The following is a 17996-nucleotide window of genomic DNA, read 5'->3' as shown; positions in this document are numbered from 1 at the left end:
AGCTTTCACTTCATCGCAGAACGGATGCTGTCCTTAAGCGGAGTTCCGTCCGGCTCCAGCGAAAACGCCGTCTTGAACTTTTCGGCCGCCTTTTCAGCCTGCCCCGCGGCTGCGTAACTCATGCCGAGATGATAGTGGACGGCTGCGACGTTCGTAGTGGCAGCCGCCTCGAGCGTGGCAATTGCTCCCTTTAGATCGCCACGCTTGTATTGGGCCCATCCCCACGTATCCAAGAACTGCGGGACGTTGGAACTCTTCAGTTTTTCCGACAGCTCGTACGCGCGATCGAGGCTGGGCTTGTCGCTCCGGTTGTCCAACAGCAGGCTGGCGAGATTGTTGATCGCGACCACGGAATTCGGCTGCTCCTGCACAATTGCTTCGTACTGAGCTATTGCGGCGTCGCTGTTCCCCCGCTGGATCTGCAATGCTGCCAGAGTGAGACGGAAAGCCATGTTGCCAGGCAACTCTGCAAGCCCGGCCTGCAGCACCTTGTCAGCGGCGTCGTAGTCCTTGCCTTGAATATAGAGTTCGCTCAAGGCGGTGTATCCCGCGGGCTCTTTCGGCTGCTGCGCGATCGCCTTCTTGAAGTTCTGCAGCGCCTCGTCGTTCTTTTTTTCCGCCAGCTTGGCTTGGCCCAGAAACACCAGAAGCTGTGCGTTGGCCGGAAACTTGTTGCTTGTCGTCTGCAGCAGGGCCGAAGCCTTCTCTGGCTTGCCCTGCTTCACATAGGCTGAGGCAAGCGCAAGCGCGGGTTGCGGCGCGTCCGGCGCCGCTTTGTGCGCAGCCTCAAGCGCTGCGATGCTTTCCTCAATCTTGTTCTGGCCGGCGAACGCCGCGGCGCGGATCTGCTCGGCAGCCACCCGGCTCTCATCGACGCGTGCGAGCGCATCCGCAATCGCCAAAGCTCCCGACCAGTTCTGCCGGCTCAATCTGACTTGTGCGAGCGACGACCAGATCTGGAGGTTGCCGGAATTGCGATTGGCGGCCTCCATCAAGATCTCTTCGGCGCGAGCCGCATCGCCCTTGCGCTGCAGGAATGCGACGTAGCGGAGGACGACGTCTGGATTTAGGTTGGATGATTTCAGCGCATCGGCGTATTGACGATCAGCCAACTCACCCTTCCCGCTTCGTTCATACGCCACCGCCATCAACGACAACAGTTCAACCGACTTCGGCTGATCGTTGAGCGCTTCGCGCAAATCGGAAATCGCGCTGTCGAACTGGCCCTTGTCGATGCTCATGGCTGCCCGCAGCCGCAGCGCGCCACCGTTGCGGCGATCCTTTGCGAGGATCTCAGCAATCAAGGGCTCGGCTGCCGCCTTGTCCCCTTTGGAAACATAGATCTCCGCAAGCTTGACCTGGGCTGCGAGCTTCTTGTCAGGGGCGGCAACCGTGTCTGCCAGCTTCTGCAACGCCTGCACGGCATCGGCAGTCCGGTTCTGGCCATTGTTCAGCTCGGCCAATGCGATCTGGTAATCGAAATCATCGCCGCCCGCCTTGATCCGCGATTCCAGTTCCGCTCGGGCGGCATCCGCCCCCTTGGTGCCGGCAAGGAAGCGGACAAGGTCGAGCCCGATCTTGCTGTCGGTTGGGTTGGCTTCAGCCCTTGCCCGAAATTCCTTCTCGGCCTCGACGAATTTTCGTTGCGCAATGAGAAACTGCAGAAGCTGAGCCTGGTAGGCAGCCTCTTTGGGATTCTGTGCGATCAGTTTGCGCAGCAACTCTTCCGCCTTCGGGAGATCCTTCTTTCGCGCATAGATGTCGATCTTCTGCAGCGTGATCCGCGTTTCGTCCTTGGAGCTCTCGGGAACTGAATCCACAAGCCTCAGCGCTCCATCCAGGTCGCGCTCCGCGGCCTTCTTCGACGCCAGCAACGAGATCGCATCGACGTTCTTCGGATCGATCTCATAGGCGCGCTGGGCTTCGCGGATCGCGCCGGCGTTGTCGTTTGTTCGCATTAGAATGATCGCCCTGAGAGCATGGAGCTCTGCACTCGGCTTGTCGCCCTCGTTGGCGGCATCGACAACGCGAAGCGCAGCTTCGGCAGCTCCGCCGCCGACCATGATCCGAGCGAGCCTCAATCTCGCATTCAGATCGTTCGGATCAAGTTCGACGATACGGCGCAGATCTAGAAAGAGAGAAGTCGACTTCGTCCGTTCGTCGACGCCTGCGAGCGCCCTCCAGACCTCGACCTTGTCGCTCTTGTACTTGATGGCTTTCAGGAGTTCTTTCCGCGCCTCGAGGTCGTCCTTCTTTTCGATGAAAGCCATTCCGCTCTCATAGTAGCTTTGCGCGCGTTCCTCGGGCGATCCGCACCCCGCGACAAACGTCCCGAGCAGGAGCGCAAGGGCGCTGCGAATGCGAAAGGTCTGACCAACTGGTTGCTTCATCTTTAGCCCTGGATGCGGTTTGTCAGACCGGCCGAATACGCGGCCGGGGTAATCGTCTGGCTCCTCCGCTATCACACTTCCTGTGACAGGAGGAATTCGAATCTGTTCAGGCGGAATATTCGTCGCAGGTCGGCAGACGCGCCCGTAAACAGCAGTTTCTGTCCCCGGCTGGCCAATTGCTTTCGGACCATCAGGAACAACCCGAAGAACCTTGCGTCGATGTACTGCGTATTCGACAGGTCGACGATCACGCGTTTGCCGCTGTCGAGCGCGTCGCGGAGCTGTTCGATCGCGCCGTCGACGTAAGCGGCCACCGCGGCCCCCGACAGGGCAAGGGTCATGGAACCGTGATCATCGCTGCGTGCGATCGACAGCTTGTTCAAGTTTCGCATCCGCCGCTCGCTCAGCATCAGGGGCAGGACGCAGGTGACCAGCATCGCTAGCAATGCCCTTCCATCGTTCCAGTAACGTCGCCAGAGATACGGTTCCTCCTTGATGCGCCACAGCCACTCGAACCCGGTGCTGCGAAGCATCGGCGGCGCTCGCCGGACGGACCCGGCCTCGAAGGCAATGGTGGCCCCAAACTGGGCGCGGACCGGCGCCCGGAGCCGCCAATGGTTGTGCAGCAGCCAGACCTGGGCCTTTTCGGCACCGAAAAACACCGCAATTAAATCGGCGTTGCTGGCATTTATTTCGTCAACTATTTTCGGCGAGCTCATCTCCTCGATGGTACCGAAACCGGGGTTGAGCACGCCGACGCATTCCAGGCCGCCCTTCTTGGCGTTCAACTTGGCGCCGACCGTGGCCGCCAGCCCCTCGGCGCCGCCCAGCAGGAAGACCCGCAGACGGCGGCCTGTCGCATTGGCGGATTTGAGCCGGCCGAACAGATCGCTGCCGGCAATACGTTCATGGATCGGGATGCGCAACAGCTTGGCGATCCAGATCAGCGGCATGCCGTCCGCGAGGCACAGATCGCTCAGCAATATGGATTCGCGGAACGTGCGGTTGTTCTGGCTCTTGACGAGAAAATTGACGTTGGGTGTCGAAATCAGAAATGGCGAACCGGCGCGCGTTGCAAGATCCATCGAACGCAGGAGCGAGGGAAAATCGAGCGCATCCACCGGAATGCCAAGAAGGCCAAATATATTACGAGAAAGGTCGTCCGGAGAGGCGCATGCCGATCGCGGATCCGCAACTCGCTCGGCAAGGTCGGACGAGGCCCCAGGAGCGCGCAACGTCTTTAACATAAAAGCTCCACGAACTTTAAATCCTCGCCCGGCGCACCGCGGGTGGGCCATCATATGATTAACGAATAGTCAGTGATCTACTACAAAAATCTTGCTGAGTGAAATCGATTTAATGTATGTGATTAATAGCGCGCCCCTGAATGAATGGCAAATTCAAGCCTGTGGACGGCTTAAGTTCCGGGGCAATCGCGGGCTAGGCGGGGTGAGGGCCCGATCGATATTATTCGCGCGCTTGACAACCGGCACTTCCAATGATGCGAGCCGTCCGCTATTTGCAGTTTAATTCAGGACAGGTGCCCACCAGGTGGATCAGGCTACGGAACAAATCAGCGCCGATGTTCCCGACTGGACGCGGGAGCGCCCGCGGCAGTTCTGGGACCCTGGCCGCAAACTATTGTTGGCGGTCCGGCGCTACCAGTTCTGGCGGGCCCATGGCGGCCTTTTCGGTACGCTGTGCTGCAAGTTCATCGCGCTGCGCCACCGCTTCTGGAGCGTGGTGACGGGGGCCGAGATACCGCTCTCCTGCCAGATCGGCGGCGGGCTGCTGATCCCCCACCCCAACGGGATCGTCATTCATCCAGAAGCCAAGATTGGTGTGAATTGCTTGATCTTTCATCAGGTGACGCTGGGTAGCCGAAATGCGCTGGGCGTCCCCGAAATCGGCGGTCACGTCGATATTGGAGCCGGTGCCAAGATATTGGGACCGGTTAAAATTGGCTCTCATGCCAAAATAGGCGCGAATGCCGTCGTTTTAACCAATGTGGAGGCTGGAACTACAGCCGCCGGATATCGGGCGTGAATTCACCAAAGAAATCGATTAAACAAACGGGATCGCACCGTCGTGATAAGAGGCGCAGCGATCACGTTTCGTGAAGCTGGTTATATCGCGCCACGCTTCTCATCAAACGGAACGCGGCTCGTTGTGCGTGAAAGCCATCTCGTTCCACCTCCTCCAAACTTATTTGACAGATCCTGTTTGCAAATGGACCAAGCCGGCACGATCGACGGAAACACGCAGCACGCGTCGGCGTTCCCACACTTGGGCGTAGTTGTAATCGGCCGCAACGAAGGCCTGCGACTTGTTGCGTGCTTTAATTCGCTGCCAAAGGTCCCAGTCGTCTATGTGGATTCAGGATCGACCGACGCATCCGTAACAGCCGCGCGCCAGCGACATATTGATGTCGTCGAACTCGATCTCAGCGTACCATTTACAGCCGCACGCGCCCGAAATGCAGGTTTCGCGCAACTGTTGCGGACCCACCCCGATCTCATCTACGTGCAGTTTGTTGATGGAGACTGTCAATTGCTCGAAGAGTGGACGAAGTCCGCTCTCGCGTTTCTTGAAAGCAGTTCCGACGTTGCTGCGGTATGTGGCCGGCTGCGTGAACGCTATCCCGACCGATCAGTCTACAACTGGCTCTGCGACAAAGAGTGGGATCGACCCGTTGGCAAAGTTCGCTCATGTGCCGGCAACGTGATGATGCGAGTGCTCGCACTCACGAACGTTGGCGGATATCGCGAAGACGTCATCGCGGCCGAGGAGGACGAATTGTGCGTTCGCCTCCGAGCCGCCGATTGGCATATCTGGAGACTTCCGGACGCGATGGCCTATCACGATGCGGCAATGCTACACTTTCGACAATGGTGGCGGAGGGCATTTCGCGCTGGATACGCGTTTGCGCAGGGCGCCCATCTACATGGATCGACGCCCGATCGTCATTTTGTCTGGGAGTCACGCCGCGCCTGGATTTGGGGACTCTTGCTGCCCCTCCTTTGCACTAGCGCCGGATTCGTTCTCCATCCTCTTGGATGGAATGCATTTTTGATCTATCCGCTGCAGCTGCTACGTCTTATTGCAAATGGCTCGGGATCCGCCAGAGATCGCGTTAGGCTTGCGACCTTCCAGTTACTCGCTCGGTTTCCCGAAGGGCTTGGTCAACTCGCTTTCCTACGTGACCGGATACTAAGGCAACGTCCCCAACTCATTGAGCATAAATAGGCCCACCCAGCTTAAGGCTGGCGAGATCGCCCCTCCACCACTGAGATACAGATACGTCGCAGAGTACCAGTTTGATGAGTGAAAATTTTACTAGAAAGCAGTCCCGACCAAGCAGGCTTCGAACCGCTCTCGTTGGTACCGGCTACATCGCCGAATTCCATGCCAAGGCAGTTCGAAACATTCCCGGCATCGAATTGGGGGCGGTCTGCGATGCTGATCTGAAACGAGCGCAGACCTTTGCTGCAGCCTGGAATGTTCCACTCGCGTTCTCCTCTCTTGACGAAATGCTGGAAAACGCTCGAATTGACTGCATCCATCTGTTGGCCCCACCGGATCTCCACCATGGCCTTGCAAAGAAAGCCCTGCTCAAGGGCGTTCATGTTTTCCTTGAAAAGCCGATGTGCACTTCAGTTGCGGAATCAGATGAACTGGTGCAGCTTGCCCTGCAAAATGAAGTTTATCTCGGTGTAAGCCACAATTTTCTTTTCACGGATGCATTTGAGCAATTGCGCAACGTCGTAATTTCAAATGTCCTTGGCCCCATTGATCAAGTCACGTTCAATCACCTATACGAATTGGCTCAGATTCGTTTGGGCCCATTCAATTCCTGGATGCTGCGTTCTCCGGAAAATGTCGTCCTTGAAACTGGCCCGCATCTGATCTCCGCTCTGCTCGATATTGTCGGAACGCCGAAAATCGTATCCGTTCTGGCTGATCGACAAATGACGCTGCCTGCCGGCCAACCGGTTTATCGGCGGTGGCGCGTCCGGGCCGACGTTGGCAGGACGGCCGTCGACATGACGATGAACTTCGGGCCCGGCTTCCCACAAAGAACCATCTACGTGAGGGGGCTGTTGGGATCCGCGACAGTCGACTTCGACGCCAACACCTGCGTCGTCGACCAGCGCACTCCGCTTAACATGGACCTCGATCGCTACCGCCGCAGTCGTGGCATCGCGCGCCAAATGCGCGAGCAGGCCCGGAGTGTCCTCTCGAGATATGTATTCGGAAAACTCAAGATCTCGAAGGCCGGCACTCCATACCAAAACTCGATTTCTGCCAGTGCAGCGTGCTTCTACTCATCCATCAAGACCGGGCGACCTCTTGATGGCCGCATTGCTGGCGACCGCGGCCGCACGGTCATTCAGACCTGCGCCGAAATCATTGCTCATGCAAACCTCGTTGCGAAACCTGCGCAGACGGCGCCGGCCGTTGCTCCCCTCGCCTGCACTCCACGAGTTCTCGTCCTGGGCGCGGCGGGATTCATTGGAAAGGAGTTAGTGAAGCATCTGCTTTCAGCGGGTTATTGTGTCCGTGCGATGGTCCGTGGGACAGGACTCTCTCCCGATGAATTTCAGACCGATCGCTTGGAGATCATTCGCGGCGACATTCGGAACAAAGCTGACCTTGATGCAGCGATGTCGGGGATAGAATACGTTTATCACCTGGCCCACGCCCAATGTAAAACTTGGGATGAGTACCGATTGAACGACATCGAGCCGACCAAGCTGGTGGGTGAAGTGTGCCTCGCCGCCAAAGTAAAACGGCTTGTCTACACTGGGACGATCGATTCTTATTATGCCGGCGCCAAGGCAGGCACAATCACGGAAAATACCCCGCTCGATCCGAATATCTTACGCAGAAACTATTACGCTCGCGCCAAAGCTGCGGCTGAGAACATCCTTACAGCTATGCATCGGGAGCAAGGACTGCCGCTCGTTATTGTGCGGCCGGGAATCGTCATCGGTCACGGCGGCAATCCGTTTCATTGGGGCGTCGGGCGCTTCACGGAAGATATATGCGAAGTATGGGGAGATGGCGACAATAAGCTCCCACTCGTTCTGGTCGCTGACGTCGCTGCGGGACTCGTAAATGCGATCGAGGTACCGCAGATCGAAGGCCATTCGTTCAACCTCATTGATGCCCCATTGTTGACTGCCAAGGAGTATCTCAGCGAGCTTCAGAGGCTGGCCGGATATCCATTGCGGGTCACGCCCACCCGGATCGCGAATTTCTATCTGTCCGATCTGGCCAAATGGGTAGTCAAGATGGCGGTACGGCATCCGGACCGCAGCCGTATGCCAAGCTACTCGGACTGGGAATCCCGAACCCAAAAGGCCATTTTCAACTGTGACCGCACCCACGCTGACCTTAAGTGGACGCCGGCGTCCGATCGGCAGCGTATGATCGATGAGGGGATAGGCATCGCGCTCGAGCCTTGGCGACAGGCGATCGCATGAGCAATGAGCTCAGACTATTTGTAGCGCTTGGTCCCGGTGATATTGTCGGTGCCCGTCGGTCCCAGCTGGCCGGCAAGTCCATCAATGAAACCAGCATCGCGTTCTCGGAACAGCTTCTTGCCTACTGCCGGCTTCGATCTATCCGGACGTTCGCCGTCTCCTCAAACAGCCGGATCGACGAGCTAGGAGACGGCCCGGTCAACATCGAGAACTGCTCAAAGCCTCTTGCCGGTCGCAGCGGCGCTCGCTTTCATTTATCGCTTATCCTCTACGGGCTCCAACTGGCTATTCGCGCACGTCGGTTTGGAGCGACCGTCGCGGTGATTGACTCGGGCACTACTCACTATTTTGTTCTAGCTTTCTTCCGGATCCTGGGCATTCCGGTCATCGTCAATCTGCACAATGTGCTCTGGCCGCGCGGCTTCCCTCCTCGAGGGAGGCTCCACCGCGCCATTCGATCTCTCAACTCCCTGTTCTTCACACACGTGTGCGCTGGCGCAATTGGCGTTTCACCCGAGTGCGAGCGCCAGATCATCTCGGAATCTCGAGGCAAAGTACCCTTCTCTCAGTATCGATGCCAATTCAAGCTTGCGGGCTTTCGCACTGCCCCACTTCATACGCCCGGTGTATTCCGCATCGTCTTTGTTGGAAGGGCCGAGTCCAACAAGGGGGTTCTGGACATTCCACTTATGGCTAGGGGCCTCCGAAAACGTGCATCCGCCAGAGTTATCTTTGAGGTGTGCGGAGACGGCCCCGCCCTCTCCGAGTTGAAATCGATCGTTCGGGAGCACCGAATGGAGGATGAAGTCATCGTTCATGGCCGCCTCGAACGCGACGCATTGCTTGGCGTTTATGCGCGCTGTAACGCTGTCATCGTTCCGACCCGAAGCAATTTCACCGAGGGTATGCCACAAGTCTGCGCCGAAGCCGTCCTGTCGGGAATCCCTGTTATTACCAGCGAAGTTGCGAACGCATTTGATGTGATAGGATCAGCGACCGTTCATGCACAGACGGACAACGTCGAAAGCTACATCAACGCAATTTTGTCGCTAATCGAGGATCAGGCGCTATACCAGCGACTGCGCGCTGAGTGCCCAACGTTGGCTTTGCAGTTTCTGGATCGATCCCAATCCTATCCTGCGGCCCTGGATCGTCTTCTTGAAACTTTGACCGGTCAGCAGCCGCTTTCCGGCTACGCGGATGTCTTTCGCGAGATCACATGAATTCTGGAAACGCATCTGGACGGAGATAGTCAGCCCTCGCTTCTAGCACTTGATCGAGGCGCCGAAATGCAACGTTGAGAGCAGATTGTCATAGATAGATTTTATCGAGATTAGTACCGGTTATCATGGAACGAATTCGCTTCACATTTGTAGATGCCTTGCGGGGTGTCGCGGCGTCGGCGGTGGTCCTGTTCCACGCGGTTGAAGGCCGACACATTACTGAATTGTTCGAAACAATACCCTCTTCTCTCCAGGCACTTCTGACCCATGGCGATCTCGGCGTAGCCATCTTCTTTGTATTGAGCGGTTTTGTGATCTCTCATTCGCTCCGCGCCGAACAGTTTTCATTCGCAGGTGCCCTGCGGTTCATGCTGAAGCGATCGATAAGGCTTGATCCTCCCTACTGGGCAGCGATTGCTGTTGCAATTCTGTTTTCTGTAATGGCGTCCAAGATCGTGACAAATCGCCCGGCGGAAGAGTATTCGGCCTCCCAGATCGCGAGTCATTTGTTCTATCTTCAGGGGCTTCTTGGGTTCAAACAAATCAACGCGGTGTTCTGGACCCTATGCCTCGAAATTCAATTCTATTCCGTTTATGCCCTGCTGCTTTTGACCAGGTCGAGAGCCGTCATGGTCTGCGCGTTTCTGGCCAGCCTGCCTTGGTGCCTTGGCTTCGGACCCGCAGCCCCCGGCGTCTTCGTGGAATTCTGGTACGCCTTTCTCCTTGGAGTTGGCGCCAATGTCGCATGGCGGAATGCAACCGCACGACCCTGGTTCTTGGCATACGTGACGATCATCGCCGCAGCAGCCATCCATTCCTCCAGCAATTTTTCTCTGGTCTGCTGCGTCACCGCCATCAGCCTCTTATTCGTTGCAGTTGGTGGGCAATTGGCCTTGTGGCTAAATTGGCGATGGCTGCAATTTCTCGGAACCATTTCCTATTCGCTGTATCTCATCCACAATCCGGTTACCGGAGCTACGTTTCGAGCTGGCTATCTGATATCGGGGCGGACCATCTACACTGAAGCGCTATGGTGGGTCGTGTCTCTGGTCGCCTGCCTCTGCGCTGCATCGTTGTTCTGGCTCTTCATCGAACGGCCGAGCGCCCAACTAGCCAAGCAGTTCGGAAAGAAGGTCTCGATGTCGAACGATGGCATCCGCGCTACTGCGCAGCCGTCCCCGAGCCGCGATTGACCCTGATGCGGGCGTGGGAACAGTCATAGTATCCAAGATAGGAAAATCGCTTGTCGAGTGTTTCCACATCCGCCGATCGAATAGACTCTGAAAGGAGCCAAGCTGCCGAAATCGGCGGCTATCCGCTTTTCGATTGGCTGCGCTTTGTACTCGCATCGATTGTTGCCTTAGGGCACGCTGAACTGATAGCGCAGAGCGAGATTGTCGGAAATCTGGCTGTTCAGGTCTTCTTCGCATTAAGTGGCTGGCTGATCGGAGGCATTTTACTTGATTCTCATCTCTCCCAACTCCCCCGATTTTTCTTCAATCGCGCGACGCGCATTTGGGTACCGTACTTCTTTGCAGTAGCCGTACTTTATGCGCTGAGCGCGGCGCGAGAGCCCGTGACCGCGCGATGGCTCGAGTTTTTCTTCTATGATGTAACTTTCACACACAATTGGTTCTCCCTAAGACCTGACGCGGCAACGGCACTTCCGCAGATGCCGCTCAAGGGAACAGGAAACGCTTTCTGGAGCATCTCCGTAGAGGAACAATTCTATCTCCTCGCCCCCGCAATTGTCGTGGCGATGAAATTCGGACGCAATCCGTTTCTCTGGATCCTGGTTTCATCGTTCCTCTGGTTCTTTCACCTGGTCGATTTCGCATCCATCAGCCTCGGCGTCCTTGCGGCGACGACCCAACGGCTGTATGGCAATTTCCATCTTCGGACATCAATCGTCGCAATCCTGGTCGGCAGTTGCATTTTGTCGCTGCTGGTGCTGGCTACCCTCTCCTACGCGCGCGGTGCACCGTTTTTTGCTATCAGTACAGTCCTTCTTTGCGCCCGACCAGGAAGCCGCCATTCCATCGGCATGCTTGCCGGAGCGATTTCCTATCCGATGTACCTCAATCATTGGATAGGCGGATTTGTTGTGCACGGCATAGCCAAGCGAATCGACTGGTTGACGCAGCCCGCGACGGGCCTTCTGTCATATGCGGTAGGCGTCGCGGCTGGAGCCTTTGCTTATGTGATGATCGACAGGACTGTGATGGCAAACCGCGACAAATTCTATTCGCCTCAATTCGGTACAACGTTGGCCTTGATTGCCTATGGCCTTGTATTGCTGGGCATTTCCGGTGGTTTTAGCCTGGTCAAATGAGCACTGCGCCTTGGAGCGCAATGCACGATGCCCATGGTGCATTCATGTTTAACGCGGTCAACGCCCGTGACCGTGCCCGCCGGCAGCGAGTGAAGCGGCACGAAGCGTCGTCGCGACGGACGGCGCCGTTAGGCATCGGGCGATACAGCTACCTCTCCGTAGGGGAGAACCAATGAGCGTTTTCCAAGATTTCGAGATTCTAATCTCGGTTGAAAATCTAGTATAGGTTTGCCCCTGATTTTTCTCTCTTGGCGCAGACCACATTCGCGAGCGCCCACAATTGAAGGTCGCGTCAGATCATGAAGACGAGCAATCAGAATTGCATTGTGTTTCTTAGCGCTCACAAAGCGACAAACATCCTAAACTGGTCCGGCACCCTAAATTCACTTCTCAGGTCGTTGGAAGCCAGAGGCGGTGCGACAATGCCGGTGGTCGCACTGGACGGGGCATGGCTATCGACAATGGCCAAGCAAATCAATCGAGCGCTCTTCTTTTTGGGAGTAACTTTCGACTGTCAGCTAACGACGCTCTACGCCTTTCTCGCGGGATTATTCACCAGCGCAAGATTGGCCTTTCTGCCGAGCGGACCAATTGTTGCGGTTGCTGCATCAAACTACGTACCATTCTTGATAACGCGACGGCCTATCGTCTACATTTCTGATGCGACGTTTGCGGCGGCGGCAAAACTTTATCCCGAGATGAAGTCGTTGCCGCGTTGGCTGTTCAGACAGTGCGATCATCACGAAGCACTTACTCTAAGGCGGGCAACCTATATCATTCTTCCATCTAAATGGGCGGCCGACTCGGCAAAGGCCGATTATGGGATCGCGCCCGAGAAGATTTTCGAACTACCGTTTGGCGCAAATATCACGAAGGACGTCGTCGAAGCGCACTACACCCCCAAGCGCATCGACAGCCGCGATGTCCAGTTGTTGTTTGCTTCTGCCGACTGGAGCCGCAAGGGCGGAGAAAAGGCCATCGACGTTTGCCGGGCGCTGCAATCGTTTGGGGCGGATGTACACCTTACCGTGATCGGCCGAGCGCCAGAACACATCCGCGAACTCGATTTTGTCGACTTCAAGGGATTTTTGAGAAAGGACGATCCAGAAGAACTGGCTCAAATTTGCGATGCTTTCCAGAAGGCACATTTCCTTCTTTTGCCTACGCAAGCGGATGCATACGGAATAGTCTTCGTTGAAGCTCAAGCCTTCGCTGTGCCACCGATTGCTCACGAGGTTGGCGGAACGTCCTCCGCCATCGAACACGGGGCAACTGGCTTGCTATTCCCGCTCGCAGCATCCCCGGCCCAATTCGTCGAGGGTATTCTTCCCTATGTACAAAGTCCGGCAATGTACGAACAATTATCGAGAAGCTGCCGAGCGTGGTATCTGGAAAGTGCGCAATGGAGCCGCTGGAGCGATTTGGTTTTTCGGCTTTGCAGGCTTGGTTAGATCTTAGCGTGACGGCGTACCAAAATCTGACAAAATAAGTCACACGCTGCACAGCGCCTTGGACATCCCTAGTGCTACTCTATCGAGTGGCATCACCACGTCTAGATCCAGTCTAGACGTATTTTTGTACCCAGACCTGATTCTCTAATCCGTTGACGAAGGGCATTGGTGGCGGCGAGCAGCTCGGGCTGCTGCTTTTCGTGTGTTTCGACCACCATAAGCTCCACGAGATCGATGGCCTTACTGTCTAACAGGCTGTTCAGAACCTGGATCTCGGATCCCTCGATGTCCATCTTGACCAGTTTAACAGGTCGCCGCAGGGAGAAGATAAAGTCGCTGAGAGAGATGCATCTAACGTCGTTTGTTGCTTGAACCGTACCATCGACGTTGAACGAGCTCGCGACAGTCGCGTCCAGCGCATCCCACTCCGAGGAGGCTTCCGGATACGACAGGGACAAGACGCATTCCCGATCCATCACCCCCTCGTTGAAGCACTGTACATTTGGGGTCATCGCAAATCGTTTTCGAAGTATCGAATAGCAAAGCGGATTCGGCTCGAATGCGAAGACTGACGCACCGGTTCGCGCGAAACGAGACGTCATATCTCCAACGTTTGCACCGCAATCAATGATTATGTCCGAACTTTTTACATCGAGCGAATGGGCGATCTCACCGAGTTTCAATAACGGGTTTTTGCGAGCAATTTGCTGGGCACGCTCTGTGAAGCCGTTGTATCTGATAAGGCGGCGGGCAGCCTTCAAAGCCCTCGCAGACAGCGTGTTTCTTTGCGCAATCATGAAAAAAGAGCTTTCTCGAATAATAGAGCGCTCTCTGCCCAGGATGCTGTTGTCTTCGTTTCTAGCGCGGCGTTAGACAATGACAGCCACTCTTTGTCAGTTCTGGTAAGCACCCAACGGACGGCACGAGCAATCTCGTTTACGTCGTCAACGTCGGCCAGCCTTCCATTGACACCATCTAGAACGCCATCTGCGGGCCAGCCAGCCTTGGTAGACACCACGGGGGTTCCGCATGCCATCGCCTCTAGGGCCGGCAGATTGAAGCCTTCCGTCCGGCTGCAGGTAAGCCAAAGATCACATTGAGCATAAATATGACGAATCCTGTCTTGGCTTGGTTCAAAGAAGAAACTTGCGTCATTTGGAAGAGGTAAACGGTCTTGTTGATGCTCGCTACCAAACGCGACGATCTTTAAACCTGGAATATCGATCTGGACCTGTTTGATTACTGCAAGTGATGTGTCGAGCCCTTTGAACGCGACGGTCGAATATAGCAAGCCAACCGTTGGTACAGCGCTCTTAGAACGCATTGAAGAAAAAAATTGGCCTCTGTCGACACTATTCGGTACAAGCGAAACGTCCCGATCGCCGTATTCTGTGGCCATCACATCTTGCAGCCATTTCGAAACGACTATCTTGCGAAGTGGAAGAGTATAGGTGTCTTTCGATCGCGGGGCCAAATGGGAAAAGACTTCATGATGCTGTACGAAGTAGAACTTGCGGCCCTTACTCGACGAAAGATTGCTTATCCATTCAGCAGTCTCCCACCAAGTGGCGATAATAACATCCGATTCCGGAACTTCACTGTCGTCGAGGGAACGAGGGGCATCAATAAAGATGTACCTAAGATCTAGACCATCAAAATGCGAACTAAGCGCGGGTGGTCCGCTCCCTCTGAGCAGGCTCCTTAGCCTGACCGACCAAGATGGACTAGGCCGCCTCGGCACAATGATCGTTACAGTGTGTCCAAGCCGGCTCAATTCCTGGGAGTAAATCGCCACGACCTTGTTACCTCCAGAGAGGTTGAGCTGCGGCAGAACGAAAGTTATCCTCATTAAGATCTCCGGTACACCTAGCTCGACTGACGACATCGAGTTGCTTACTACTGATGGCTAGAGGGCAAGGATTGAACCTCGCGCCTGGCCGCCGAAGCACTCACCCCCTTCTTCAGGGCCTCACTATTCACAAGAGCCACCCCATCACGAGTGAAAAGATCTTTCCGACCGCTAGGCCAACTGGCAGCCAGACCAGCAACAGCAATTCCTTTGATAAATCAAAAAGTCCATTTCTCACGTTGTAAAAGATAATCACTGGAAGGTAAGAAAAATGACTGAAGACAATTGCAATCAAAGCCCCTTGCAATCCCGCATAATTGAATGCGATCGGAGTCACGAGGAACAGGGAACACAGCCGGACGATGACGGTATACGACTGAAGCTTCGGTAGCCCCAATGCCAGAAATGATTGCGTCGATAGCCGAAACGGCATCGCCATTAGGCTGGCCGCGAGGAGCGCCAACATCCATCCCGCGTCCTCGTACCGTCGATCGTATAACAGGTTGATCAAAGACTGACCGGAACTTATGAAGACCCCGGACACGAAGTATGATGCAGAAGCCAGAATAAAGAGAACTCTGTAATAGCTCTTCTTCAAATCGGCAATGCGATCGCGAGCAATCTCGCTGAATGCAGGAAAAGCCACATCACTCATGATCTTCGACAAAACCCCTTCGAGCGAGCCCACGATTAGGGATGCGATCGCGTACAAGCCAAGGGTGGTCGAGTCTACCAGCCCGCCAAGAATCAAGCGGTCACCACTGTTGACGAGGAATCCGAGAACGGAGGCCAACAGGATCCATTTCCCGTAATGTACGATCTCACGGCCAGCTTCCTTGTCCCACTGCCAACGGTTACGCGTCCCAGGCAACAAAGTATGGCTCAGTATGGTTCTGATCAGGGAAGATGTCAGAGCACCCGCCACCAGCGCCCAGACCGAACGATCGACCAAGACCCAGACGAGCATAGCCACCAGCCCGGCGATCTGGGATATGATTTCTATGCTTGTGATCTTTCCGAGAAGGACACTTCGGCTGCCTTCCAGAAATTTCGTTGACTCAAACCCGCTTATCACTGCGGAGAACGACAGAGCGGCGAGAACATACGGAAGGCTTGGTGCAGCATAAACGCTACTCGACGATACAAAGTTGAGACGGACTGCCAAGAAAATTGCGAAACAAAGACAGCAGGCTATCGCCCACAACATTAGACCGCGTGAGGCCTGAAGAACCCAAGCAGTGTTGAGGAAGATCGAGTCGTGCCCACGCCGGCTATAGACAACGTTCTGCTTAAGCCCGACGTCCGAAAACATGGAAAGACCCATGATGATCGTAAACGCAAGGGCCATTACGCCGAACATTTCCGGCGCGAGTAACCGCGTCATCAGCAAGTTGCTTCCGAGACGTATTGCGGAGGATAGTGCGAAGCCGGACAAGCTCCACATTCCAGCTCTCAGAACCCGCTGCTTCAGTGATATTGTGACCGCACCATCCATGCTGCTATCGACCATCGGAAAGCAGCCGCAGTCGAGCATCGGCGACGCCGGTTGTATCTCTGAACCTTCGTCCGCGTCGCGCGTTCGCCTTGAGATATTCCGTCCGCCCTAGCAGGGCTCCCACCAGCAGCCAGCTCCACGAGCTTATCGAGGAGTTCGGCAACTGTTCGACGAAAGTCAACGCAATAATAGTAACGAGAGCCGCCAAATAAATTCTGTCTTTTTCAGACTCGGCATTTTTGTATGCCGATAACGCGCGAAAAACAGGCAGCGCAAGAAGACTGAATTGAGCAAGGAAGCCCAAGAGCCCAAATTGACCGAGCGTGATAATCCAGGCGCCATCAGTGAAGCTGGTATCGGTACCGGAATCGTCGTCGTAAACCCGACTGCGTCCATACCGCCCCCATCCCAGCAGCGGCCGTTGCATTGCCCGGTCCAGCAGGTGGTTTTCCTGGTCAAATCGGAACCGGAGTGATTCAGCCCGTTCTTGACTGAACAAGGAAGAAACTTCGAGGACTGCATGATCCGGGAATAAGTCAGTCACGCGAAGAACTGGATAAAGAAGCCCTACCCCAACAAGCAACGCGCCTATCCGGAGCTGCACTCTTGGCGTCACAAGGCGAACCAGCAGCCCTCCAAGCACGGTATAGGTTAGCGCGCCGGCTGACTTGCAAAGAACAATTACTATCGCCAGATATCCAGAAACAGCAGCTGGCGGCACCGGCGTCACGGCTGTTCTTGCACGCCACAAAGCGGTGGCCGCCAAGAACGATGTGGCCATAAAAAATGCCGCCGCCAAGCCATTCGCCATAAACACCACCGGCCGAAATCCACCATAGCGGGCCTCCGCTGCCATTCCCGTCGAAGGGAAGAAGCCGTAGATCCAGTTGGAGAGCTGGGGGCTCATACGGATTTCGATCAGCATGGGTATTGAGTACAAGAGCCCGGCAATCGCCAAGACTTTCAAAATCGCTTCCGTGTCAGACGATCGCTGAAGGAGCCGACGCCCAATGAAGAATGGGATAAGGATTATCAATTGGCTTAAGAGTGCGGAAACACCGTCGTACAAGCCGACGCCGGGCAAAATCCTGGTTCCAACGAAAATAACATCGTTGTTGAACACCGAGGTCAAAACTGGACCCAAGACATACAAGCCTGCGAAGAGTTCGGCACTTCCGAATCTCGATGAAGTCCTCGATGACCGGCTGACAAAAAATAGATAGGCGACGAACGCACAAAGACTTGGAACGCTGGTTTTGTCCAACGCCGGAATCATTGGTATTTTCATGGCGAACGTTGCAGGAAGAAGCAATAGACCACCTAGAATGGTCCACAACGTCGCTTCTGCCGGTGGTTTGGTCGAATAAAGGGCAAAGGCAACCATAGGCCACGCAAGGACCACGATGATGGCAATCCAGGTCGCTGCAGCCGGCTCAATCATAGAATTATTGCAACCACGTCATTCTTGATGGATCGATCTAACCACGTACCTCAGAAACGCCGCATCTCCGGATGCCGCCCCCTCCAAAACAAGGACATACAAATTGGATACCCGGTGAGAACCCATATGCGCGTGAAGCTCCGAAACCAACCTGAGGAATATTAAATCAATCATTGCACTGAAACTACGGCGCGGCGCCCTTCATCGCCCCTCAGGCAACTGCCCCTTCCCTAAGCTTGCACGGTCGCAATATATTCCTTGGCCTGTTGGCGACGCATGTCCCAGATTCTTCGTATCTCAAAAACACAGACTTCGGAGTTCGTCGACCA

Annotated in this window: 13 protein-coding genes; 7 read left to right on the top strand and 6 right to left on the bottom strand. The window is 55.4% G+C overall.

Annotation, left to right across the window (positions count from 1 at the left end):
- Nucleotides 1-5 precede the first annotated feature (5 nt).
- Together CQ12_RS37285 and CQ12_RS37280 are read right to left on the bottom strand one after the other, a co-directional pair.
- Nucleotides 6-2270, bottom strand: a complete 2265-nt coding sequence (locus CQ12_RS37285) for a tetratricopeptide repeat protein (RefSeq protein ID WP_198164380.1) — start codon at nucleotides 2268-2270, stop codon at nucleotides 6-8.
- Between the two features lie 191 nt (nucleotides 2271-2461).
- Nucleotides 2462-3691, bottom strand: coding sequence for a WecB/TagA/CpsF family glycosyltransferase (locus CQ12_RS37280; RefSeq protein ID WP_157088725.1), 1230 nt, complete (start codon nucleotides 3689-3691; stop codon nucleotides 2462-2464).
- 250 nt (nucleotides 3692-3941) lie between these two features.
- Here CQ12_RS37280 and CQ12_RS37275 point away from each other — a divergent pair, with 250 nt between their 5' ends.
- The 7 genes from CQ12_RS37275 to CQ12_RS37245 all read left to right on the top strand — a co-directional run bounded on the left by CQ12_RS37275 (nucleotide 3942) and on the right by CQ12_RS37245 (nucleotide 12882).
- Nucleotides 3942-4436: a serine acetyltransferase gene (locus tag CQ12_RS37275; RefSeq protein WP_057840210.1), complete on the top strand. Its 495-nt coding sequence runs from the start codon at nucleotides 3942-3944 to the stop codon at nucleotides 4434-4436.
- A gap of 42 nt (nucleotides 4437-4478) precedes the next feature.
- Nucleotides 4479-5636, top strand: coding sequence for a glycosyltransferase family 2 protein (locus tag CQ12_RS37270; protein WP_245310317.1), 1158 nt, complete (start codon nucleotides 4479-4481; stop codon nucleotides 5634-5636).
- A gap of 74 nt (nucleotides 5637-5710) precedes the next feature.
- A complete protein-coding gene (locus CQ12_RS37265; protein WP_057840208.1) occupies nucleotides 5711-7876 on the top strand; it encodes an NAD-dependent epimerase/dehydratase family protein in 2166 nt (721 codons plus the stop codon).
- On the top strand, nucleotides 7873-9099 hold the full coding sequence (locus CQ12_RS37260) for a glycosyltransferase family 4 protein (protein ID WP_057840207.1): 1227 nt from the start codon (nucleotides 7873-7875) through the stop codon (nucleotides 9097-9099). Before CQ12_RS37265 ends, CQ12_RS37260 begins: the two co-directional genes overlap by 4 nt.
- Before the next feature lie 125 nt (nucleotides 9100-9224).
- On the top strand, nucleotides 9225-10292 hold the full coding sequence (locus CQ12_RS37255) for an acyltransferase family protein (RefSeq protein ID WP_057840206.1): 1068 nt from the start codon (nucleotides 9225-9227) through the stop codon (nucleotides 10290-10292).
- Between the two features lie 50 nt (nucleotides 10293-10342).
- Nucleotides 10343-11431 carry an acyltransferase family protein gene (locus tag CQ12_RS41530; protein ID WP_083519646.1) on the top strand — a complete coding sequence of 363 codons (1089 nt, stop codon included), beginning with the start codon at nucleotides 10343-10345 and terminating at the stop codon, nucleotides 11429-11431.
- A gap of 422 nt (nucleotides 11432-11853) precedes the next feature.
- Entirely contained in the window at nucleotides 11854-12882 is a 1029-nt protein-coding gene (locus CQ12_RS37245) for a glycosyltransferase family 4 protein (protein ID WP_198164379.1), read from the top strand.
- Nucleotides 12883-12983: 101 nt separating this feature from the next.
- Here the strand turns inward: CQ12_RS37245 and CQ12_RS37240 are convergent, their stop codons facing one another.
- From CQ12_RS37240 to CQ12_RS37225, 4 genes are all read right to left on the bottom strand, one after another.
- Nucleotides 12984-13679 carry an FkbM family methyltransferase gene (locus CQ12_RS37240; RefSeq protein ID WP_057840203.1) on the bottom strand — a complete coding sequence of 232 codons (696 nt, stop codon included), beginning with the start codon at nucleotides 13677-13679 and terminating at the stop codon, nucleotides 12984-12986.
- Nucleotides 13676-14731 (bottom strand): glycosyltransferase family 4 protein, encoded by a 1056-nt coding sequence (locus CQ12_RS37235; RefSeq protein WP_057840320.1) that lies wholly within the window; start codon nucleotides 14729-14731, stop codon nucleotides 13676-13678. Before CQ12_RS37235 ends, CQ12_RS37240 begins: the two co-directional genes overlap by 4 nt.
- A gap of 127 nt (nucleotides 14732-14858) precedes the next feature.
- The gene (locus CQ12_RS37230; RefSeq protein ID WP_283807439.1) at nucleotides 14859-16175 is read right to left on the bottom strand and encodes an oligosaccharide flippase family protein; all 1317 of its coding nucleotides are present in this window, start codon (nucleotides 16173-16175) and stop codon (nucleotides 14859-14861) included.
- 55 nt (nucleotides 16176-16230) lie between these two features.
- Entirely contained in the window at nucleotides 16231-17667 is a 1437-nt protein-coding gene (locus CQ12_RS37225) for an O-antigen ligase family protein (RefSeq protein WP_057840201.1), read from the bottom strand.
- Nucleotides 17668-17996: the final 329 nt, after the last annotated feature.

The organism is Bradyrhizobium jicamae (genome assembly GCF_001440395.1).
Taxonomy (GTDB): Bacteria; Pseudomonadota; Alphaproteobacteria; order Rhizobiales; family Xanthobacteraceae; genus Bradyrhizobium; species Bradyrhizobium jicamae.
This window is presented reverse-complemented; position numbering and strand designations above follow the sequence as displayed.